14 protein-coding genes are annotated in these 23,285 nt (G+C 43.6%); 12 read left to right on the top strand and 2 right to left on the bottom strand.

Annotation, left to right across the window (positions count from 1 at the left end):
• Nucleotides 1–80: 80 nt before the first annotated feature.
• The 8 genes from WCM76_06925 to WCM76_06960 all read left to right on the top strand — a co-directional run bounded on the left by WCM76_06925 (nt 81) and on the right by WCM76_06960 (nt 12,993).
• Nucleotides 81–1,562 carry a glycine-rich protein gene (locus WCM76_06925; GenBank protein ID MEI6765358.1) on the top strand — a complete coding sequence of 494 codons (1,482 nt, stop codon included), beginning with the start codon at nt 81–83 and terminating at the stop codon, nt 1,560–1,562.
• A 46-nt stretch (nt 1,563–1,608) separates the two neighbouring features.
• On the top strand, nt 1,609–3,174 hold the full coding sequence (locus WCM76_06930; GenBank protein ID MEI6765359.1) for a glycine-rich protein: 1,566 nt from the start codon (nt 1,609–1,611) through the stop codon (nt 3,172–3,174).
• 118 nt (nt 3,175–3,292) lie between these two features.
• Nucleotides 3,293–4,753, top strand: a complete 1,461-nt coding sequence (locus WCM76_06935; protein ID MEI6765360.1) for a PKD domain-containing protein — start codon at nt 3,293–3,295, stop codon at nt 4,751–4,753.
• Between the two features lie 39 nt (nt 4,754–4,792).
• Complete coding sequence (locus WCM76_06940) at nt 4,793–5,422, top strand: hypothetical protein (GenBank protein ID MEI6765361.1); 630 nt, start codon at nt 4,793–4,795, stop codon at nt 5,420–5,422.
• Between the two features lie 36 nt (nt 5,423–5,458).
• Complete coding sequence (locus tag WCM76_06945) at nt 5,459–6,247, top strand: glycine-rich protein (GenBank protein ID MEI6765362.1); 789 nt, start codon at nt 5,459–5,461, stop codon at nt 6,245–6,247.
• A 315-nt stretch (nt 6,248–6,562) separates the two neighbouring features.
• Nucleotides 6,563–7,309 (top strand): hypothetical protein, encoded by a 747-nt coding sequence (locus WCM76_06950; GenBank protein MEI6765363.1) that lies wholly within the window; start codon nt 6,563–6,565, stop codon nt 7,307–7,309.
• Between the two features lie 24 nt (nt 7,310–7,333).
• A complete protein-coding gene (locus WCM76_06955; protein MEI6765364.1) occupies nt 7,334–7,576 on the top strand; it encodes a hypothetical protein in 243 nt (80 codons plus the stop codon).
• Between the two features lie 260 nt (nt 7,577–7,836).
• Nucleotides 7,837–12,993: a gliding motility-associated C-terminal domain-containing protein gene (locus WCM76_06960; protein MEI6765365.1), complete on the top strand. Its 5,157-nt coding sequence runs from the start codon at nt 7,837–7,839 to the stop codon at nt 12,991–12,993.
• Nucleotides 12,994–13,084: 91 nt separating this feature from the next.
• Here WCM76_06960 and WCM76_06965 read toward each other — a convergent pair whose 3' ends face one another.
• Nucleotides 13,085–14,920, bottom strand: a complete 1,836-nt coding sequence (locus WCM76_06965) for a T9SS type A sorting domain-containing protein (GenBank protein ID MEI6765366.1) — start codon at nt 14,918–14,920, stop codon at nt 13,085–13,087.
• A gap of 175 nt (nt 14,921–15,095) precedes the next feature.
• On the opposite strand from WCM76_06965, the gene WCM76_06970 reads away from it, so the two are divergent.
• The 4 genes from WCM76_06970 (at nt 15,096) to WCM76_06985 (ending at nt 22,720) form a co-directional block, all read left to right on the top strand.
• Nucleotides 15,096–17,642, top strand: a complete 2,547-nt coding sequence (locus tag WCM76_06970) for a fibronectin type III domain-containing protein (protein ID MEI6765367.1) — start codon at nt 15,096–15,098, stop codon at nt 17,640–17,642.
• Between the two features lie 112 nt (nt 17,643–17,754).
• Nucleotides 17,755–18,933: a class I SAM-dependent rRNA methyltransferase gene (locus WCM76_06975; protein ID MEI6765368.1), complete on the top strand. Its 1,179-nt coding sequence runs from the start codon at nt 17,755–17,757 to the stop codon at nt 18,931–18,933.
• Nucleotides 18,934–19,004: 71 nt separating this feature from the next.
• Nucleotides 19,005–19,892, top strand: a complete 888-nt coding sequence (gene prmC / locus WCM76_06980; protein ID MEI6765369.1) for a peptide chain release factor N(5)-glutamine methyltransferase — start codon at nt 19,005–19,007, stop codon at nt 19,890–19,892.
• A gap of 200 nt (nt 19,893–20,092) precedes the next feature.
• On the top strand, nt 20,093–22,720 hold the full coding sequence (locus tag WCM76_06985) for an AAA family ATPase (GenBank protein MEI6765370.1): 2,628 nt from the start codon (nt 20,093–20,095) through the stop codon (nt 22,718–22,720).
• Between the two features lie 78 nt (nt 22,721–22,798).
• On the opposite strand, the gene WCM76_06990 is transcribed toward WCM76_06985, so the two are convergent.
• Nucleotides 22,799–23,077, bottom strand: coding sequence for a histone H1-like repetitive region-containing protein (locus WCM76_06990; GenBank protein MEI6765371.1), 279 nt, complete (start codon nt 23,075–23,077; stop codon nt 22,799–22,801).
• Nucleotides 23,078–23,285 lie beyond the last annotated feature (208 nt).

Genomic DNA, 23,285 nt, shown 5'->3' on the forward strand with positions numbered 1-23,285 from the left:
CAATGTATTTATATTAGTATAATATTGAATCGCCGTTAACACCGGGCAGAATATTTCCATGTAACATAAAGGATGCAATCATGAATTTCAAAAAAGCAATATTCTTTGTATTTCTAATGATTTCGGTTTCATTAGTTTTCCCGCAGGGTGCAGCTATTAATAATACCGGAAGCGCTGCCGACCCGTCCGCTATACTTGACGTAAGCAGCATCGATAAAGGCGCCCTATTGCCGCGCATGACCGATGTGCAGCGCAATGCCATAGTTAATCCGGCCGACGGTCTGATTATTTATAATACGGTTACAAAGTGCATCAACCTGTTTAAAAGCGGTTCCTGGTTTGAAATATGTGGCAATTGCGTGCCTCCCGCGACACCGGTTGCAGGAAACAACAGCCCAGTTTGTTCAGGCGACACGATAAAACTGACATCAACGGCGGTTCCAAATGCTACATACAGCTGGACAGGACCAAATGGGTTTACTTCAACACTTAAAGATCCCAAAATACCGAATTCCTCTACGGCAAATTCAGGCATTTACAGTGTTGTAGCTACAGTAGGTGCATGCAGCAGCAGTGCCGCTGTTACAACGGTTACGGTTAATCAGTCACCGTCGTCAGCGTTCACAATGAATCCTACAAGTGCAGGTATCAATACCAATATTACGTTCACGCCAAATGTTACCGGAGCAACCTATAGCTGGGTATTTCAGGGAGGAACACCTGCCACAAGCACTATACAGAATCCTGTTGTACAATGGGGCACTACCGGTACATTCAATATCACCTTGACCGTAACTCAAGCCGGGTGCACATCTGGAGTTACCACAAACAATATTACCATTAGTTCTTGCGGAAGCATTCATGGAAGTCAGACATTCAATTATACCGGTTCAGCGCAGACCTGGCAGGTGCCGGTATGTGTGACGAGTATCTCTGCCAGCGTTTACGGAGCGCAGGGAGGCTCAGGCTACAGTGGCAATACTAACTATGGCGGACTGGCTTCAGCCACTCTCACCGTTACACCGGGCGAAACACTTACAATTTATGTTGGCTCACAAGGTTCAGGTGTTAACGGCGGATTCAATGGTGGCGGTCCAGGAGCAGGCTCAGGTTATGGCGGAGGTGGCGCTTCTGATATCAGGCAAGGCGGAACTTCACTGAATGAACGTATTATTGTGGGTGCCGGTGGTGGCGGAGGAAGCTACTGGAGCAGCCTTGAGGTTGTTGGAGGCAAAGGCGGCGGCCTTACCGGCGAAGATGGCTATCGTGTACCTGCTGACGCGGGCGGTCAGGGTGGAACTCAAACTGGCAGCGGAACAGGAACCTGTTCAAGCATGAATAATCCAATTGTTTCCGGTGGATTCGGTTACGGAGGCAACAGCAATAATGGTTGCGGATGCGACGGTTATGGTGGCGGCTCTGGATGGTATGGTGGTGCCGGAAGCGGCAATTGCCGTGGCGGCGGTGGCGGAAGCAATTATGTAACGCCTACCGGTTCTTCTAATGTTGTTCACACAAGAGGCGTCAAAGTGGGTGATGGACAGATTATTATTACATGGTAGAAACAATTAATAAGTAATAGGTAACAGTTTTAAATTTAAATGAATAATGAAATTATTAAAAACTATCATTTTTGCATTTTCAATGTCAGTATCAGCCACAGCTGTTTTTTCGCAGGGAGCGGCTATTAATACTACGGGCAGTCCTGCCGACCCATCGGCTATACTTGATGTAAGCAGCATTGATAAAGGCGCCTTATTGCCACGCATGACTGAAGTGCAGCGTAATGCCATTGTCAATCCGGCCGATGGTCTGATTATTTATAATACGGACACAAAATGCATTAATTTATTTAAAAACGGACTGTGGCACGAGCTGTGTGGAAACTGCATTCCTCCTGTAGCACCCGTTGCGGGAAGCAACAGTCCCGTGTGTTCAGGCGATACTATAAAACTCACGGCATCAACCGTTCCAAACACTACGTATACCTGGACAGGACCGAACGGATTTTCATCCAACCTGCAAAATCCAAAGATTCCTAATTCGACAGTTGCCAATGCCGGTCAGTACAGCGTAAGTGTTGCAGCAGGCGGGTGCTCAAGTAATATCGCTAACGTTAATGTTACGGTGAATCAAACGCCCGTTTCAACCTTTACATTTACCCCGACAATCGGAGGAATAAACAGCAATGTTACATTCACGCCAACCGTAAGCGGCGCATCCTATTCATGGACATTCCAGAACGGTACGCCGGCAACGAGTACTGCACAGAACCCGGTTGTTCAGTGGGCTACAAGCGGAACTTACAATATCAGCCTTACCGTTGCTCAGAACGGTTGTACATCAGTTATTACGTCTAACAGCATTACCATTACTTTGTGTAATATAACTCACGGTTCCCAAACCTTTAATTATACCGGCGCAGTGCAAACGTTCACAGTTCCTGTTTGTATCACTTCCATAACAGTTGAGACATGGGGAGCACAAGGAGGCAACTGCAGTCAGAGCTGGTTTGGAACAGGCGGTTTTGGTGGATATGCCACCGGAACACTCGCAGTTTCTCCCGGACAATCACTTAATATTTATGTTGGAGGACAAGGTGAAGGATTCCCAACGGGAACAGGAAATGGAGGTAACTACAGATATGACATGGGCGGCTGGAACGGCGGTGGTATAGGTTTCACTGCAGGTGGCGGTGGTGGCGCGTCAGACATCAGAGTGAACGGGACAACACTCAACGACAGAGTAATTGTTGGTGGCGGTGGCGGTGGTGCTCCGCTTGTTAATAATAATAACGGTGACAATGGCGGTGATGGCGGTGCGCTGATTGGTCAGGCAGGTTGCAACGGACAGAACGACTGCTCACTTGAAACAGGCGGTGGCGGAGGAACACAGACTGCGGGCGGTGCAGCCGGATTTTCAAATGCAGGTCTTTACGCCACACCGGGGCAGTTTGGTATTGGCGGTGACGCGGATAATTGCCATAGCGACATGAGTTATTCAGGTGGTGGCGGCGGCGGCTGGTATGGCGGCGGCGGCGGCGGCGGTGTTATCTGCGGGTCAGGTTACGGTGCCGGCGGCGGCGGCGGATCATCGTATATTGGTGGGGTTACTAACGGCTCAACAACTATCGGCGTGCAGAGCGGAAACGGTAAAGTGACCATCACCTGGTAATTAATAGTGAAGAATTAAGAACTAAAAACTAAGAATTAGTTTAAATGGAGCGACCGCACGGCTTTTTTTTTACAAATTTGTTGCGCTAAACTCATGCTAATAGTAAATACTTCTTTGTATGAAATTTCAAAAAACATTGCTATCCTTTTTTTTCATAATAATAACGTTATCCGGATATTCGCAAGGCACTGCCGTAAATACCACCGGTGCTGCGCCCGATCCATCGGCAATTTTTGATGCCAATAGCTCAAGCAAGGGCGTGTTGATTTCACGTATGACCGATAATGAGCGCAATGCGATTGTAAATCCTGCTGAAGGGCTGATGATATTTAACACTTCATCAAAATGCATTAATTTGTTTAAGAATGGCGGATGGTTTGAATTGTGTGGCAATTGTATTCCCCCGAATGCTCCGGTGGCTTCAAGTAATAGCCCCGTATGCTCCGGCGATACGCTGAAGCTCACAGCTACCAATATTTCAAATGCAACATACAGCTGGAGCGGACCAAATGGGTTTACATCGACACAACAAAATCCGATTCTGATTAACGCAGCAGTTGTCAATAGTGGTGCATACTCCGTAACTGCAACGGTAAACAATTGTTCAAGCCCTTTTGCCACAACAACAGCCACGGTAAATCAGCGGCCCGTTTCGACGTTTACCGCAAGCCCGGCACAAGGCGTTATCAACCAAAATGTAACTTTTAGCCCAACTGTAATCGGAGCAGGTTATACATGGACATTTCAGAATGGAACTCCTGCAACAAGTACGGCTCAGAACCCTGTTGTGCAATGGTCGGCTACTGGAAGTTATAACATCAGCCTTACGGTAAATCAGAATGGCTGTTCATCAAACACAAGCGTTACTTTTATAGTTACAAACTGCACTCACAGCAGTCAAACATTTTCCTATACCGGAGGTATCCAAACCTTCACCATTCCCAGCTGCATTGACACTGTAACGATAGAGGCTTATGGTGCTCAGGGCGGAAATGGAAGTTCAAAACTCGGCGGCAAAGGTGCGAAAATGACCGGCAAATTTCCCGTAACAGGCGGTCAGACACTTACTATTGTTGTTGGTCAGAAAGGTATTGACAGCCCGTCAACAGGTTCCGGAGGCGGCGGATCGGGTGTGCATAACAACGGAACCCTGATGATAATTGCCGGTGGTGGTGGCGGCGCCGACTTACAGACGTCCGGTGGACTTGGTGCAACTACAGCCAACTGTGGCTTAAATGGTATCGGTGGAGATGCCGGAGCAGGAGGATGCGGTGGCGCCAATGGCGGGAACAATTTTTCGTATCCGAATGGTAGAGGAGGCAAAGGATGGAATGCAGGAAGCAACGGTTCAACCGGTGATAACGGTAATGTTGCCGGCACTTTCGGTCTTGGAGGTGGCGGTGGTTCAGCAACCAATGGTGTTGGAAATGCCGGTGGCGGCGGTGGCGGCTATTCGGGTGGCGGCGGTGGCGGCACCAATAATTCGGCAGGCGGTGGCGGCTCTTATAATATCGGACTGAGCCAGTCAAACACGGCTGATTACAACACAGGCAACGGATTTGTGACCATAACATGGTAATTAATAGTGAAGAATTAAGAACGAAAAAATCATTTTAATATGAAATTTTTAAAAGTTCTCCCCCTGGTTATTTTTATACTTGCAGCCACTGTGGCATTCCCGCAAGGAACATCTATAAACACCACCGGCACTGCTGCAGATCCATCAGCGATACTTGATGTAAGCAGCACTTCGCAGGGCGCTTTATTACCACGCATGTCAGAAGCTCAGCGCAATGCCATTAACAGTCCGGCCGACGGGCTGATTATTTTTAATACAACTACCGGCTGTATGAACTATTATCATAATAATATATGGTATCAATGGTGCGGCACCTGCATTCCGCCATCGGCGCCTATAGCCGGAAACAATAGTCCGGTTTGCTCAGGCGATACCATTAAACTCACAGCCTCTTTCATTCCGAATGTTACTTATAACTGGACCGGTCCGAATGGTTTTTCTTCTGCGCTTCAAAATCCCAAAATACCAAATTCATCTACTGCAAATACAGGGACCTACAGTGTAACTGCGTCAATAAGCGGATGCACCAGCACAGCCGGTACAACAAGTATAACTGTAAATCAAACGCCATCGTCGGCATTCACTTTTAATCCAACGACCACCGGCCTAAACTCAAACGTGACTTTTACTCCGGGTGTTTCGGGTGCCTCTTATTCATGGACTTTCTAAAGCGGAACACCTTCAAACAGTACGGTTCAGAATCCGGTGGTTCAGTGGGCTGTATCGGGCACTTACAATATTTCGCTGGTTGTAACACAAAACGGATGCACATCTACAACCACTACAAATACTATTTCTGTTACTTCATGCGGAATTGTGCATGGTACACAAACATTTAATTACACAGGCGCACAGCAATCATTTACCGTACCTGCGTGTATAACTTCTGTTACATTGGAAGCCTGGGGCGGACAAGGCGGAGATAATAACGGAAGCGGTTATACCGGTGGTCGCGGAGGCTATGCCTACGGAACGTTAACGGTAACTCCTGGTCAAACACTTTATGTGTATGTGGGCGGAGATGGTCAGGATGGATCTTCCACCAGTAATGTTTTTATGGCCGGTGGCTGGAACGGAGGAGGCACGGGTGTTTCGACAGGTGGTGGCGGTGGTGGCGGCAGCGATGTGCGTGTTGGAGGAACGGCCTTAACAGACAGAGTGCTTGTGGCAGGAGGCGGCGGCGGCGCTTACGGAGGCTCTTATGCAGATAACGGTGGTTACGGAGGTGGCTTATCGGGTCAGAGCAGGCAGATTACTACGGGCGGAACGCAATCTGCCGGAGGCACTACAGGTGGCTCATTTGGTCAGGGCGGTTCTCAAAGCAATACAGGATACATGTGCGGAGGTGGCGGTGGAGGATATTATGGCGGCGGCACTGCATCGGTGAACGGTACCGGTTCGGGCGGCTCATCGTATTATGCCGGAACAACAGCACCGAATGGCACAACGGCCGATGTAAATACAGGTGTCGGCAAAGTTGTTATTACCTGGTAGAACTATTTGAATAAGGAAACAAAAACTCCGGTTCAAAAAGCAATGTACACTCCTCAGACATCTGACATTCCAATGTGATTCAGAAAGGTCATGCTTATTATTTTGTTCATAAAACCCGAGCATTATCGGGGTATTTAGGTTTGTCAACGAATACTTCTGATATTTTCGCAAGTCAAAAAACCTGAAATTTATACGGGAAAAAAGTCCTATTGAAACAGGACATATACCCCTTGAAGCAGCATCGCTGTTCGTTGTAATTTTGTAGCAGAGTTCTTTATATCCACAGAATACTCCACTACTACAACAGCTAACACGATGAAAAACATTAACACAAAACCCACGCACAACGGCAAATTCAGCAGTTCTTCCGTTACACTGGTGATTGCATTTGCACTTGTTTTTGCCTTCAACACTTTTTCGCAACCTGATGGCATCAATGCCGAAAACAGCTATACAAAGCAATACAGCGCTTATGATTTAAGCGCCGGGATTAATGCATTTGACCTTATTGCAGAAGACCGGATGATTCTTTCAACCGAATATAAAGTTGCGATGGGCGCAGATGGTCTGTCATATATAATGTATGAAACAGAAAACAAACAGACCTCATCAAGAACAGAATATCTGGGTGAACTTTATGCTCCAAAGATTGTTGTTCGCGAAATAGAATTTCAGGAAGATCAGCTTAAACAGTATAATGACAACCTTCAAAACACAGCAAATGACAACCCATACTTAGGATTTATTTCAGACGGTGGGATTAAAGGAAAAGATAATGGTACCACTGACGGTGATAAAAAAGAAGCAAAGAATGAAAAAAAGGCAAAGAAGTCTAAATCGCGTATCGATGGTAAATACCTTGGACGTTATAGCTGCATAGATGATTATCAGTTCGATCAGTTTGAGAAGGAGAACCCTACTCGGTCATTTGGTAACAATTTCACCAATAAGAAAAATTCAGCAAAAACCACCGGACAGGTAACGCGCCGAATCAATGCGAAATACTTGCTTGAGCACGCCAGCATAGAATCATTTCTGGCTGACGAATATGAAACCAAGTAACAATAATTAACGCACGTTATTTCAATGAAAGCAGCAAAAAGATTTCTGCATCGATTGTCACGAAACCCGATTGCCCAAAGAACAGGATTGATTTATAAAATATTATTTGCAGTAAATTTTGCAGCAGCGCAACCGGTTGTTTCACATATGCAGACATCAGAGATTAACAAAAAAGAGCATACATTAAAGGAAGATAGAAAGATTACACAAGCATTCACCATGAACTTTCAAACAACTGTAAATACTAAAAAAGCGAACAACGACTAATTTTTTCTCATGGGTTTAGGTTTGGCAGACAGGCAGAGAGCAAACGCTTTCTGCCTTTTGTTTTTTTTCATCCAGGTGAAAAATACCACGGCACCATAGTACAAATGACCTATAAATAATCACGGCTTTTGACTAGTCATATATGCTAGTTTATACCCTTGAAATCGCCGTTCGTCTTATCGTAATTTTGCTTTATCCATAAACGAATCAAAGATAATAACACTCAATATACGACCATGAATCTCAAAAACACTGAAAACATGACTTCCCGTACATTCTCTGGCAGCGGCGTCCAGCAATGCTTTCGGCTCATTGTAGTTCTATTGTTGATGCTCATCGGCAGAAGTGAACTTTCGGCCACAAACTACTATTGGGTTGGTGGAACAGGAAACTGGTCGGATATAAACCATTGGGTAACCACGTCCGGGGGCAATATTAACCACCTACAGGTTCCTACAGCATTCGACGATGTATATTTTGATGCGAACTCATTTTATGATACCAATCAAGTGGTAACAGTGAACGCGGGAAATTACACTGCCAGAAATATTGATTGGACAGGCGCACTCTACAAACCAAAATTCACCAATATTAATGGATACATTTTTCGGGTGTTCGGTTCAATGACTCTTATCAGCAATATGGTGTTTGATTATTTGGGAGCAATAAATTTTGAAAGTACTACCGCCGGAAATATTATTACAACTTCAGGGCAGGTCTTTAAAAACAATATTACCTTTTGTGGAATTGGAGGTCAATGGACATTAGCAGATGACCTAAACATGACCAATAAATCAATTTATCTTCTGAATGGCACTTTTAATACTAACAATAAAACTATCAACTGTGGAACTATTTATTCTCAGGGTGCGGACTTGCGTTCACTTATTTTAGGTACATCAATCCTCAACTTAAGAGGCAGTTTTTATGGAAATGCCGTAAACTTTACGTTCAGCGGCGCAAACTCCACCTTCAATTTTCTTTCGGCGAATGCACAAATAAGCACAAATGGAGGCACACTCAATTACAATTTTGTAAACTTCAACGACTCCACAGGAACTGCTCTTATCAGTACCGGCACAACAGCCAATGCAACATTTGCAAGTGTTGTTATAAAATCAAATGGTAAAATCTATGGCAACAATACGTTCGTAAATATATCTTTGTTAAAGAGTATCTACCAGCTTCAGGAAGGCAAAACTCAGACTATCACAGGCTCTCTGATTACCGCCGGTGCATGTACTCAATCAACCGTTATTCGCTCAACCACTGATAGTATTACAGCAACTATTCATAAAACCGGTAGCCCACTGGTTGTTAATTATGTTTTACTTAAGGATATTGTTGCAACAGGATCATCATTTACAGCAAATAACTCTGTAGACCTCGGCAACAATACAGGCTGGACCATTAATGCATCGACACCTCTCAACCTTTATTGGGTCGGCAATAGTGGTACCTGGGACAACCCGGCACACTGGTCGTATACCAGCGGTGGAGCAGGCGGTGCTTGTGTTCCTTCTCCTTATGATAATGTATTTTTTGATGCAAATTCTTTCACAATTCCGAGCCAATCTGTAAACATTTCGAGCACCAATGTTTTTTGCCAGAGTATGACATGGACAGGTGTATTGAACACTCCTGAACTAAAAGGTATTCCTTTGAGTTCACTGAATATTTATGGCTCACTTACTTTTTCCCCGAATATGACTCTTGATTATAAAGGGCTCGTATATTTTGTATCATCAACCACCGGTCGCACAATTACGTCAGCAGGTCAGATATTCAAGAATAATGTAACCTTTTGCCAGGCTAATGGCGGATGGAAACTGTTGGACGAATTTAACACCGGAAACAGCACCTTGTGCTTTATTGCAGGCAGTATTAACACCAACAGCAAAACTGTGAAATGTTCTTCCTTCAATTCAACTTACACAAACCAAAGACAACTGATACTTGGCGCATCGGAAATAGATATCATTGGTGCTTCATCAAATGCATGGGCGTTCAATGCGACGAATCTTGATTTTCAGTGTGGCACCTCGGTAATAAATTTTATCAGCGGTGCTGCAGGTATGTCAAATACAACAGGTGATACCATTGTATTTAATGATGTGAATTTTACTGAACATTCAGGTATGACAAGCCTTTCGAGCTTAAACATTACTGGCAAATTTCATTCAATGATGGTTGGATATAACTCGTCTATCGGAGGAAATAATATTTATGACCATCTCGACCTTGAGGGATTTCTCTACATTTTAAGTGCCAACAAAACTCAAACAATACTCAATTCAATGACTACTGCCGGCACTTGCGAACATTATACTTACATGTATACCAATTCGCTGGGAATGCAGGCAACGTTTCTTAAATCATCAGGCACACTGAATCTTTCTTACCTGCTGCTTCAGGACATTAATGCAACAGGCGGTGCCGTATTTAACGCTAATACATCCATAAATCTTTCAAATAATAGTGGTTGGAACTTCACGTCTCCTCCGGCGCATGACCTCTATTGGGTGGGTGGTACAGGTAACTGGAACGAAAGCAGCCACTGGGCTTATACCAGCGGTGGCACACCGGGTGCTTGTGTGCCTACACCTTTTGATAATGTATTTTTTGATCTTCACTCATACGGAACCACAGGTCAATATACAGAGGTTACCTGCGAAGTAATATTCTGCAATAATATGACCTGGACAGGTGTACAGTACACTCCAGAATGGAAAGGAAGCTCATGCAGCAGCCTGAAAATTTTCGGTTCTCTGACATTATCGCCCAATATGACGATGAACTATGGTGGCGTATTTTATTTCGAAGCGCTGAGCACCGGAAAAACAATTACAACATGCGGAAAGGTAATTAAAAATAATGTTTTCTTATGTGGCGCAGGTGGCGGCTGGACAATGCTCGATAATTTTGAAGATTTGAAAGCCGTCAATATGGTTAAAGGCACTTTCAATACAAACGGTCACAATTTGATTTGTAACAATTTTATTTCAAGTATTGCAGGTACACGCAACATCAACATGAACGCGTCAGATATAATTATTAAAGGAAACGCCCCGGGTTCATGGAATGTTTCTGTTACCGGACTTACATTCAGCGGAAGCAATTCGCACATTACCTTACCCCGCCCCAATGGCGGCATGTCGAATAACGGCAGCGGAAGTATTGCTTTTCATGATGTTGTTTTTGCAGATACATCAGGCACATCAGAACTTTCTGATCCCAACATTACCATCAGTTTCAACAAAGTGGTATTTAACAGTAACGGCAAGATTACAGGGAATAACACGTTTGACACCCTGATGTTCTACCCTGCCAAAACTTATACGCTGGAAGCTACAAAAACCCAAACCATTATTAGTAAACTTTATATGTTTGGCAATGGTTGCTATCCTATAACTCTGAAATCGACGGTACAGGGTGTTCAGTCAAAGATGTATAAAAATGGCGGCATGGTTTCAGCAGCGTACGTTGAAATGCGCGATCAGTTTGCTTCAGGAGCATCTTTTTATGCAGGCAATAATAGTGTAAACGTTTCTAACAACACCGGATGGGTGTTTGGTGTAGCTCCCGGCTATGTGTTTGGTTTACCCGATACCGCCTATATCTGCCCGGGCGACAGCCTTGTTTTGAATACGAACGGATTTGTAGGCGCAGTTTCATTTGAATGGCAAGATGGCAGCACTAACCCTACTTACACCGTTACATCGACAGGCAAATACTGGGTAGAGGTTACGTATGCCGACCATTGCTTCCTTGTTGATACGATTACAATATTAAACAATTCCATAACCACTGCTGAAGCAGGACCTGACCATTCGATATGTACAGGCGGATCAGCTACCTTAACTGCAACAGGGCTTCCCGGGTCAACGTATGCATGGAGCACAGGTGACACTACAGCCCAGACCACCGTTACACCCACAGCAACATACACATACGTAGTTTCAGTTTCTAACGTTTGTGGCATTGCAACTGACTATGTGCTTGTATATGTGAATCAGCCTCCTGTTGCAAATGCAGGTCACGATACTACCACATGTCCGGGGACTCCTATAACGCTTACTGCAATCGGTCAGCCAGGGTATACCTACCTTTGGAGCAATGGCGGAACAGGTATTTCGACGAATGTATCACCGCTCACAACAACAACATATTCGGTAACAGTTACCGACAGTGCCGGTTGCGGAAGCGCTATCGATCAGGTCACAGTATTTACTTATGGAAGCGCATGGGCAAATGCCGGAGCCGATGTTTCAGTTTGTCAGGGAACAACAGTTGCATTGGTAGCTTCAGGGCCAGCTGGCTCAACCTACCAGTGGAGCAATGGGGCTTCAGGTACATGCAATAATGTAACGCCCACTACAACCACTACCTATGTTGTTACGGTTACCGGACCGGGAAACTGCGGCATTGCAACCGATGATGTAACTGTTGCAGTAAGCACCTTCCCTACTGTTGATGCCGGCAGCGATACAACTATTTGCCCCGGATCGGCAGTACAACTTACAGCTATTGGTCATAATGCAAATGCTTATTTGTGGAGCACAGGACAATCGGGTAAAACAATAACCGTTGCTCCGTCCACACAAACTACATACACTGTACAGGCAAGTAACGTCTGCGGTTCGGCAACCGATAACGTAACAATTAGCATGCTGCCAACTGCCACAATACTATCGACGATAAGCGACGAGCATTGCGGACAGCACGACGGTGCCGCTATGCTGACAGGTGCGGTTGATTACCTCTGGGAAAACGGTGTAAGCGGACCATACATTTCTAACCTTGGCGCCGGAGTTTATAATGTAAGCGTTTATAACGGAATATGCTATTCAACCGAAAGCATTGTTATTGCAACTGCTCCAGGACCCGTAGCCGATTTTGAAACCACCATGTTGAGTGATGATATCGAATCCAAAACTTTTGATTTCAATGATAAGTCAATTGGTGCTACAAGCTGGAATTGGGATTTTGGTGATAAAACATCCACTTCAGGCGTAACAGCTGTTGAACACACCTTTTTGGGTGCAGGTAAATTCAATGTTACACTTGCAGTAAAAGATGCTTACAATTGCACCGATACCGCAGTTCAGGTTATCCAAATCGAATTGCCTTCGCTTTACTTCATCCCTAACGCGTTTACGCCAAATGCAGATGGAACAAACGAGGAATTCGGTCCTATTTGGAGAGACAAAAGCGTACTCGTAAAATATGAATTCATAGTTTATGACCGCTGGGGAGCACAGGTATTCTATACAAACAATCCTGATCAGGGATGGAACGGAACTTCTTTCAACGGATCAGAGACAGCAGCAGACGGTGTTTATTCATGGCTGATGACAGTGACGGAAAAGCCTGAATTTGAAAGGCAATACGCAGGAAGCCTGACACTCTATCGCTAAAAGTTGAAAGAACAGTCAATAAAATGTTAGAAAGAGAGAGCCGGCTAAAATGCCGGCTCTCTCTTTAATATAAACAGGTAATAAACAATTCTTATCGGATGATAATCTTAGACATCAGGTCACCATTCTCTGTAGTTAATTTCACAAGATAAATGCTTTTTGAAAATGAACTGAGATCAATTTCCTTGTTCACCGGACCACTCATAAATCCCATATCTTCAACAAATATTTCTCTACCCAAAAGATCGGTAACCATAACTTTAATATTACCAGGCATCACAGCGTCGAAAGCAACTGTGAATCGTCCGCTTGACGGATTCGGATAAACTTTAAATGAAGTTACACTTTGATTTTCGGGCATACCGGAATTATCATAGGTTACATTAATGGTATCTGAGCTGGTACCGCATCCAAAGAAATTAGATGAAACAAGAAAATAATTTCCTGATTGTGTAAAATCGTACGTCATTCCCGTTGCTCCTGCAATCAATGAATCTTCATAATACCACTGCAGATTATAACCGGTCACGTTTGTATTAAGTGTGTTACCGATAATCCAGAAGGTAGGCTTTGGCGGATTCGGAAGTACAGTAACTTTTTTGATATTTGAATTGGTGCGGCATCCGTGGATGTTTGAAGCTTCCACATAATATTTTCCGGTTGTTGTGGCAAAATAGAAAGAGTCAACAGCGTTGAGAATGGCAGTTGTGTCTTTGTACCACTGGTAGAAATCGGCGCCGCTTGTATTAACTGAAAGTAATACGGATGAACCGTTACAAACTGTATCGGCAGGCTGGTAGGCAATCTGCGAAACTATAGGCGTTGCATATACTTTTATGGTATCATAATCGTCGAGCGTAATAACAGGATGATCAATAGTGTAGGTAACAATCAAATTGCCGCTTTGCAACGTATGCGTTCCTGTATCCCATCCGTTAAATGAAATCGTGCCGCAATCATCATCGCCACCCTGTAAGCCGGTATCATAATCCCAGATATTGATACTGTATGTTGTATTGTTCATAGGGAAAGGTGCGAAAGAAAAGCTAACAGGTGGATCCGTATTATCAACATAAGCCGAAGTATAAACAAGTGTACCATTTTCTCTGAGTACAAAATAATAGTCAGGTGCCGACCAGGGCGCATCATCACAACCGGTTGCAGCGTTTACAGTTATTCCGCTCAGGAAATAACCAATAGTATCAACAACGGTATTCAAATGTACAATGTAATTTCCGGCACTCGGATAATACTGCGTGGGTGGTGTTTCCAGTGTGCTTTGATTTCCGTTTCCAAATGTCCATGTATAATGAAATCCGGGATTGCTGTTACTTATATAATTTGTAGTAAAATTTGTATTCATAGGTGCACAGCCCGAGGGGTTTGAAATGGTAAAACCAGCATTTGCAGATGTTCCCGGAAGTATTGTCAGCGGAATGCTGAACGAGCTGTTTGATGTTTGAGAAATCCCCAGACTGGTTACAGTTACATGTGCTAAAACAAATACAGTGATGGTGTACTGTCCGGCAGCAATAGGCGTTCCGCATATTTTTGCACATCCGTGCTCGGAAGCCGGAGGATTGCTGGTCGGATAATAAATATTGCTCGGAGAAGCACTTGTCTGGAAACTTAATCCATAAGGCAGTCCAACAACACTCAAAACATCGAGCTGGTCGAGGTCAACATTATACCCTGAACCCGGATCATCAAAATTTGCAGGAAGATAGAAAGAAATATCTTCGCTGTATGGCTGCATGGCCGTACCCGAAGGCATAACATCAGGACAAATTTTGGGTTGCGCCGGACTGACAGTACATGTCATGTTTACCTGACATCCCGGACATTGCGCAAAAGCAAAATTGCCGGATAAAACTGATGTCAATAATGCAACAGAAATAAAGAATGTGTAAATTTGGAATTTCCTCATAATTAGATGGTTTTGATTTCAGGGACACAAAAGTAGTTTAATACGATTTACTTTGCAGAAATGTTAATGTTAAGAAATGTTAAATCCAATCATTAATCACTGATTTACAAAGCACTAAAATATATGCTATTACAGAATATTAACCTTCATTTTTCAACAACGAAATTTCGCAATTATGCTTAGAAAAATACTTTTTTTGTCTGCTGCGGTTTTCATGCTGGTTTCAGGTGCAAGCAGCCAGGTTATATGGCCATCCGGACTTAGCGGACGCTGGACATTTGACAGCATCAACAATCCGTGTCATGCAACTTCCGGAACCGACCTTATACCTGTCGGATTCAGTATACCCATTGCAGGACCATCGACAACAGATAAAGCAATCCGCCTGGGCGTCGGCAGCTTTTTTCACTGCATCCACAACATCCCGGCAAACGGTAGCGGAAGCCCCACTAAAGTAAACCGGTACACCCTGCTCATTGATTTCAGGATAAATCAATTTGGAATGTGGCGCACTTTTTTCCAAACTGATTCTACCAACAACGTTTCAAACGACGGCGAAGTTTTTATTAACCCTGCCGGAAATATTGGCGTTGGAGTTACAGGTTATAGTTCTTATGTGCTCAAGGCCGGCGAATGGTACCGCATGGTTATTTCAGCCGACCTTGGCAACCATTTCGACTATTACCTCGATGGAAAACTGTTGATGAACGGTGGCGCGCAAACAGCCGACGGAAGGTTTTCGCTGAACCCGGCAGGCGGTTTGAATGAGGTCTTGCTGTTTGCCGATAACGATGGCGAAGATCATGTTATTGATATCGCACAGGTTGCCATTTTTAACAGAAGCCTCCCTGCTACCACCATTGATTCGCTGGGTGGATTCGGCCATAATCTGAGCTCGTGGGCTGAAGGTATCAACGCCTATCTTCAAACACCGACGCCGACTTCAATATATGTGAGCTGGCATTCGGCACAGACAACATCAACAATAGTTGAGTATGGAACTACGGCTCAACTGGGTGCATCAACCGCCGGCAGTTTTGAAATTATAGGAACGAAAAACTGGCACACCGTAAAACTCACCGGCTTAAATCCCGATACGCATTATTTCTACAGATGTATCAGCGGAAGCGATACTTCTCAGGTGTATGAATTCAGAACTCCGTTTGCTGCCGGCAGTAACGCGAAACATCTGCGATTCGTTATGACGGGCGACTCACAATCTGATGTAAATATGCCGGCAATAGAGTCGAATGAAATTGAAGAAAAATTCAAAGAATTATATGGAACAGCATGGATTGATTCTATCGCTTTTTTTCTGAGAGTAGGCGATATCACAGGCGATGGGACGCAATCCGACCTGTACGAAAAAGAATATTTCAATCCGTTCGGAAATCTGACACATGCCATCCCTTCGATGACTACTATTGGAAATCATGAAGGAGGAAGCAATTATTATTACCAATACATGAAGTATGAAGATGTTTCCGATTACTCCTACCCTGACCCGCTTGCAGAACGCTACTATTCGTTCAGTCTGGGTAATTGCCAATTTATTGCACTTAACACCAATCCGGTGTATCAGAATAGTTTGCAGCAAAGTTGGCTGCACAACAAGCTTGCACAAAGCGATACAAGTACAGTTACCGATTTTGTTTTCACATACAATCATCATCCGTTTCATTCAGAAATGTGGCCCGACGGCAATACCGCGTGGACAGGCAGCGGTGTGTATTCCGAGCTGGTGAATTTTCCGAAAGTAATGCTTAACTGTTACGGCCATTCACATAACTATGAACGCGGCGTGATAAAGTCGGAACACGGGCAGCCACAGGATTTCCGAATCATGTGTATTGGCGGTGGCGGCGCCTATCTCGACCGCTGGGGAATGTATCCCAACCAAACCGATTACCCCGAAATTCAAAGTATGTACGATCATTACAGCTACGTAATTGTGGATGTCGACATTGATGCGAAATCATACACCGCCACTACTTACAGCCTGGGCAATCCCGATAAACGGCTTAACAATATTCCTCTTGAAACCTTCCATTACAGGGCAAACCAGCCGCCTCCGCAAAAACCTGTTGCAGTAAATACAATGGGCGGAACTCCATTTGTATTTTTTGAAGCATCTGCATTCAGCGGTGCCGATTCATTGATGTCGTCGCAATTTCAGCTTACGGATACATCAGGTAACTGGAGCTCACCCATTGTTGATACCATTCGCGATAAGCATGACATTTATGGAAATTCGGGTTCGCCCGATTTTACTGCAGTTGATTTAAACGCAGGCATTGATCTTGAAAGTATTTACATTCCAGGTACAAACCTGATTCCCTACAGCAACTATTTCTGGCGCGTTCGTTACCGCGATGAAAATATTAAATGGAGTGAGTGGTCGGACGAAAGTCAGTTCACGTATTTTCCGGAAGGAATGAATAATGACATTGCCTTGGCGGGAAATATTGTCATCGCACCAAATCCTTTGACAGAAAAAACAAAAATATATTTTGAGAATTGTGAAGCCGGTTTAATCCATGTCGAAATTCGCGATATCAATGGAAAAATTGCAAATGAAATTAATACTTTCAATCCAACAAATGGCCCATTTGAAATGGCAATAACTATTGATGACAAAGGAATTGCAGCTCCGGGGCTGTATTTCTGTCGTATTATACGTAATAACAATGTAATTACACAAAAACTGGTAAAACTGCAATAATCGGAACACTGTGTCAGGATTAACTTCATTGCAGATTTAAAATAAATCAGGCAACTCAGGAAGCTACTGAACTATTGTTCGTAATTTCGCGTCAAATAATTAAAACAGAAGAATGATAAAAGTTGTGCTCAGGCATGGAAAAGATGAGGCCGTCAGACGTTTTCATCCCTGGATTTTCTCAGGTGCCATAAAAGAAATTTCCGAACAACCTGCCGACGGCGATGTGGTTGAAGTGTATTCGGCAAAGCGTGAATATCTTGGCACAGGGCACTTTCAGGACGGAAGTATCACAGTGCGATTATTTGATTTCGCCCATAAAGAAATTAATTTCGAATTCTGGAAAGAGAAGTTGCAGCGCGCCTATAATTATCGCACCGAAATCGGACTTACCGATAATATACAGACAAATGCTTATCGTCTGGTGTTCGGCGAAGGCGACGGTCTCCCCGGGCTGATTGTGGATTTCTATAACGGAACAGCAGTAATACAGGCACATTCGATAGGAATGCATCGCATAAAAAACGAAATTGCGCAGGCGCTCAAAGAGATTTATGGCGACAAACTGAAGGCCGTTTATTATAAAAGTGCTGAAACACTTCCGGCGAAAGCCGCTGAAAACTCTGAAGACGGTTATTTATTGGGTGCTAAAGAGGAAACAATTATTACAGAGAACGGAAATAATTTTGCTATTAACTGGGAAACCGGGCAAAAAACAGGATTCTTTGTTGACCAGCGCGACAATCGTACGCTGTTGGCAAAGTACTCAAAGGACAAAAAAATACTGAACACATATTGCTATTCCGGAAGCTTTTCGGTGTATGCGCTCAATGCCGGCGCCACAATGGTACATTCGGTCGACAGTTCCAAAAAAGCCATTGAACTTACGGAAAAAAATATTGAACTCAACGGCTATGCCGGTTCTAAGCACATTTCGTTTGCCGACGATGCGCAAAAATTCATAGAAAAATCGAAGGAACTATACGACATCGTAATACTCGACCCACCGGCATTCGCTAAACACAATGCAGCGCGGCATAATGCTATTCAGGGATACAAACGGCTGAATGCCGATGCACTTCGTCTTGTAAAAAGCGGCGGTATGCTGTTTACATTTTCCTGTTCACAGGTGATTGACCGCAATTTGTTTAACTCAACCGTTATTTCAGCAGCCATATTGTCGGGACGCAACGTGCGCATCATGCATCAGCTTTCGCAACCGGCCGATCATCCTATTAATGCATATCATCCCGAAGGACAATATCTGAAAGGATTAGTGCTTTATGTGGAATAAAACTAAAAACTAAGAATGTTAAATTGCGAAATTGTCACATTTTCAAATTATTCGCAAAGCAGGTTGATTAAATGAGAGTTTCGTCCAACATTATTGCAGATGTTCTTGATTTCTGTAAAAAGGAGTTGACAGATATTTATGGAACGGATGAAGCTGCAAGCCTTACGCGCATCCTTTTTGAAGAATATTGCGGGCTGAATCGCACCGATTTGGCATTCAAAAAACACGAGTGCATCAGTGAATCGGAGTTGCTGCTGGTGTATGATGCCGTGAAATTGCTGAAACAGCACCACCCAATTCAGTACATCATCGGGAAAAGTGAGTTTTATGGACTTAATTTTTTTGTGAATCCTGCAGTGTTGATTCCGCGTCCCGAAACGGAAGAACTCGTTGCGCAAATCCTGAAAGAAAAATTAGTTTCAAACGCAGTAAATCCCCTGCGTATACTTGATATAGGCACCGGCAGCGGATGCATTGCAATAACATTGAAATCGACAATCAGTAATTCCACTGTGACGGCTATTGACATTTCCTCTGATGCTCTGAAAACAGCCGTTGAAAATGCAACACAAAACAACGCTGCAGTTAACTTTGAACGGATTGATATGCTGAACACACAGCTCATGGCCGACTTAGGCAATTTTGATATCATCGTTTCCAATCCGCCTTACGTCCGTGAATCGGAAAAAAAACAGATGCAGCCCAACGTAACTGACCATGAGCCTTCTGTGGCACTTTTTGTTTCTGATGACGACCCGCTTATTTTTTACCGCGCTATTTTTGATTTTGCGGCATCACATCTGTTATCTCAAGGCGTACTTATGGTTGAAATCAATGAATATCTGGGAAATGAAACGATGGCACTTGCCGAACTTACGGGCAGCCTGACGGCCAAACTTATCAAAGACCTCAGCGGGAAAGACCGCTTTGTGCATTGTATTCGCACCTATCCATGCTGAAACAGGCATTTTATCAGTAAAAAATGCATTCAAATTATCTGAATTTTCAGAACAGGACGTCGTAAGCGTGTTGATTTTCACAACATGATTTATGGCATTATCACATCATTTTATCGTATACGAAAAGCAAAAACTCTTATTTTTACTTACGAAAATATTCGCCGAAGAGTAAGTCTGAATCTCAAAATAACCTGCAAATCATGGGCTCAAACGAAGAAACCGATAATAAATCAGCCAAGAATTTCAAGTTCAAAAGTCTTAAGGTATATGCCTCCGAAGAATGGATGGCAAATTCCACAAAAAAATACCGTATGGTTTTCGACCGTATGGAAACAACCTACATCTGGGCAGAATTTCAGTTCTTCAATAAACTGTTCGATGAAGGTGCATGGGAGGCCACCGTAGGTCTCAAAGCCTTTCAGGTGTTTGGTACTGAAAAAACAGAGCTGTGCAAGTTAGAATCAAAAAGACCGGTAACTATTGAAGACAATATTGTTTCTGTTCACGACGGATGGGGAAATGCCGAAGCAGGTCGTTTCTGGCAACGCGGTGAATATCTCTGGGAAGCTTACATAGACGGCGAGTTTGTGGGCAGTCAACGATTTTTTATTGAAGATGCGGGTCAGGTAACACCTGAAGTCAATCCGTATTTTGATGTTGAATCTGTAAAACTGTTTCCCGGACCATTTGACCTTCCGGCCGAAAATACCAGACGCTATGTGAAAAAATTCAAGAGGGACGAAACGCCTTACATCTGGATTGAGTTCAAATGGAAAAATAAGATTGCCGATGGCTGGAATTTTGAAGTATTTTTCAACATCTATGATGACGCGCATCATCTGAAAGCTTCGATGAATTCTTACGCTTATATAAACCCCGACAGCAGCGGAACCCTCTATACAACCGCTGAGGGATGGGGCGCTCAGAATCCGGGCTCATGGCAGCATGATAAGTATTTTCTCGAAATTGTATTTATGGATACGCTCATTTGCACCGCGCCCTTCGAGGTCGGCGGCGAATTTGAAGAAGGCGTTCCGGAGCTGGGTAATCTGGCGGCATTTATCTCAGCACCGGTAACAAAAGAACCGGAACAAATACCCGAAACGCTCGAAGACCTGATGAAAAAGCTTGATGAACTCATCGGTCTTTCTGATATAAAAAAGAAAATAAGGGAGCACATCAGTTATATCGATTTCTTAAAACTCAGAAAGGAAAAAGGACTCACGGAAGAAAACGAGAAACTGTCGCTGCACAGTGTATTCACGGGTAATCCGGGAACAGGCAAAACAACCGTTGTGAAGCTTCTGGGAAAGATATATAATAAAATGGGGCTGCTCAGCAAAGGTCATGTAATGGAAGTTGACCGTGCCGATCTTATTGCACAGTTCATCGGACAAACGGCGCCCAAGGTCAAAAAAGCAATCGATGATGCGCGCGGTGGAATTTTATTTATTGATGAAGCTTATTCACTGGCACGCGAAGGCGACGATGATAAAGATTTCGGGAAAGAAGCCATTGAGATACTATTGAAAGAAATGTCGGACGGTCCGGGAGACATTGCCATCATGGTTGCAGGATATCCCAAAGAAATGGAGCATTTTCTGGAATCGAATCCCGGAATGAAGTCGCGCTTCAATTACTATTTTCATTTTGATGATTACACGCCCGATGAACTTCTGAAGATTGCTGACCTTTCGGCTGTATCAAAACATATCAGTTTCTCGGCCGCAGCATCGGAGTATTTATTTAAACTGATCACAGAAGCGTATCGTAACCGTGACCGCACCTTCGGCAACGCCCGTTATGCAATTTCTGTTGTTGACGAAGGAAAAATGAATCTCGGAATGCGGCTTATGAACAGGACAGATGTCAAAGACCTGGCTCCGGAAATTCTTTCTACGATTGAGTTTGAAGATATGGATAAAATAATTACGCTTCACCAAAAACGTCGTCCCGATCTTAAAGTCGATGAAGAACTTCTTGCGGCAGCCATGAGCGATTTGAAAAATCTGGTTGGCATGGATACCATCAAGCAAGAGGTGAATGACCTGGTAAAATTGGTGCGCTATTACCGCGAAACAGGGAAAGATATTCTGAACCGCTTTTCGCTGCATTCAGTCTTTACAGGAAATCCGGGAACAGGTAAAACAACAATGGCACGCATCATTGCGCGCATCTACAAAGCACTTGGGTTGCTTGAGCGCGGACATGTTGTTGAAGCCGACCGGGAGCGTCTGGTGGCAGGTTATGTAGGACAAACCGCCATTAAAACAAAACAGCTTATTGACGATGCCCAAGGCGGCGTGCTGTTTATTGATGAAGCTTACGCGCTGGCTGAAGGCGGCAGCAACGATTTTGGGAGAGAAGCCATTGAAATACTTCTGAAAAATATGGAAGACATGCGTGGAGAATTATCGGTAATCGTTGCAGGATACCCAGACAATATGCACGAATTTCTTGAATCCAACCCGGGATTAAAATCAAGATTCGATAAAACATTCTACTTCCCGGATTTCTCACCCGCCGAACTTTTTGAAATAGCGGTTTCCATTCTTCGCAGCGAGAATCTGACCGCCGATAGTGAAACAGAAGCACATCTCAAAAACTACTTTGAATCGCTTCACGCATCTAAAGATAAATACTTCGGTAATGCCAGGACAATAAGAAATCTCGCCGGTCAGGCTATACGTAACCAACAGTTACGAATGGCAGGTATAAGCCCTGAACTCCGCACTCGTGCCATGATGGAAACACTTACTATAGAAGATGTGAAATTTGTAGAAACAGTGCAGCAAACCGGCGGAAGGCCTATAGGATTCAAAAAATAAAGCTTGCTATTCCAAAAACAGCAAGCTTCAAAACTGCGTGGCTGTAAGATTGCCACCAGTCACCAATAACCGGCAAGATTATTTTTTCTTTGCAACAACTTTCTTGGCCGGAGCTTTCTTAGCAACAACTTTTTTTGCAGGAGCAGCTTTTTTAGCAACTACTTTTTTTGCAACAACTTTCTTAGCAACAACTTTTTTTGCTACTACTTTTTTAGCAACAACTTTTTTTGCTACTACTTTTTTAGCAACAACTTTTTTTGCTACTGCTTTTTTTGCTACTGCTTTTTTAGCAACAACTTTTTTTGCGGGGGCTTTTTTAGCCACGGCTTTTTTAACGGGAGCTTTTTTGGTTACCATAATTCAAATTTTATAGTTAGGCAACAAACTTACCTAATAATTAATGCATAGCGTAACATTGGTAATACGAGTAATTCACAGTGCATTGTTAATAAACGTCTGATTTATTATTCATTCGCAAATTATTTTCAAACTTTTTATGCAATATTTTTTTTTACACATCACTAATATTATTTTTAGATGACCACACACACATACTGATTTTTCA

This window comes from Bacteroidota bacterium, assembly GCA_037133915.1.
Taxonomy (GTDB): Bacteria; Bacteroidota; Bacteroidia; order Bacteroidales; family CAIWKO01; genus JBAXND01.

Coding starts and splice junctions, on each gene's coding strand:
- WCM76_06925 (MEI6765358.1), top strand. CDS start 81: ATGAATTTCAAAAAAGCAATATTCTTTGTATTTCTAATGATTTCGGTT.
- WCM76_06930 (MEI6765359.1), top strand. CDS start 1,609: ATGAAATTATTAAAAACTATCATTTTTGCATTTTCAATGTCAGTATCA.
- WCM76_06935 (MEI6765360.1), top strand. CDS start 3,293: ATGAAATTTCAAAAAACATTGCTATCCTTTTTTTTCATAATAATAACG.
- WCM76_06940 (MEI6765361.1), top strand. CDS start 4,793: ATGAAATTTTTAAAAGTTCTCCCCCTGGTTATTTTTATACTTGCAGCC.
- WCM76_06950 (MEI6765363.1), top strand. CDS start 6,563: ATGAAAAACATTAACACAAAACCCACGCACAACGGCAAATTCAGCAGT.
- WCM76_06955 (MEI6765364.1), top strand. CDS start 7,334: ATGAAAGCAGCAAAAAGATTTCTGCATCGATTGTCACGAAACCCGATT.
- WCM76_06960 (MEI6765365.1), top strand. CDS start 7,837: ATGACTTCCCGTACATTCTCTGGCAGCGGCGTCCAGCAATGCTTTCGG.
- WCM76_06965 (MEI6765366.1), bottom strand. CDS start 14,920: ATGAGGAAATTCCAAATTTACACATTCTTTATTTCTGTTGCATTATTG.
- WCM76_06970 (MEI6765367.1), top strand. CDS start 15,096: ATGCTTAGAAAAATACTTTTTTTGTCTGCTGCGGTTTTCATGCTGGTT.
- WCM76_06975 (MEI6765368.1), top strand. CDS start 17,755: ATGATAAAAGTTGTGCTCAGGCATGGAAAAGATGAGGCCGTCAGACGT.
- prmC (MEI6765369.1), top strand. CDS start 19,005: ATGAGAGTTTCGTCCAACATTATTGCAGATGTTCTTGATTTCTGTAAA.
- WCM76_06985 (MEI6765370.1), top strand. CDS start 20,093: ATGGGCTCAAACGAAGAAACCGATAATAAATCAGCCAAGAATTTCAAG.
- WCM76_06990 (MEI6765371.1), bottom strand. CDS start 23,077: ATGGTAACCAAAAAAGCTCCCGTTAAAAAAGCCGTGGCTAAAAAAGCC.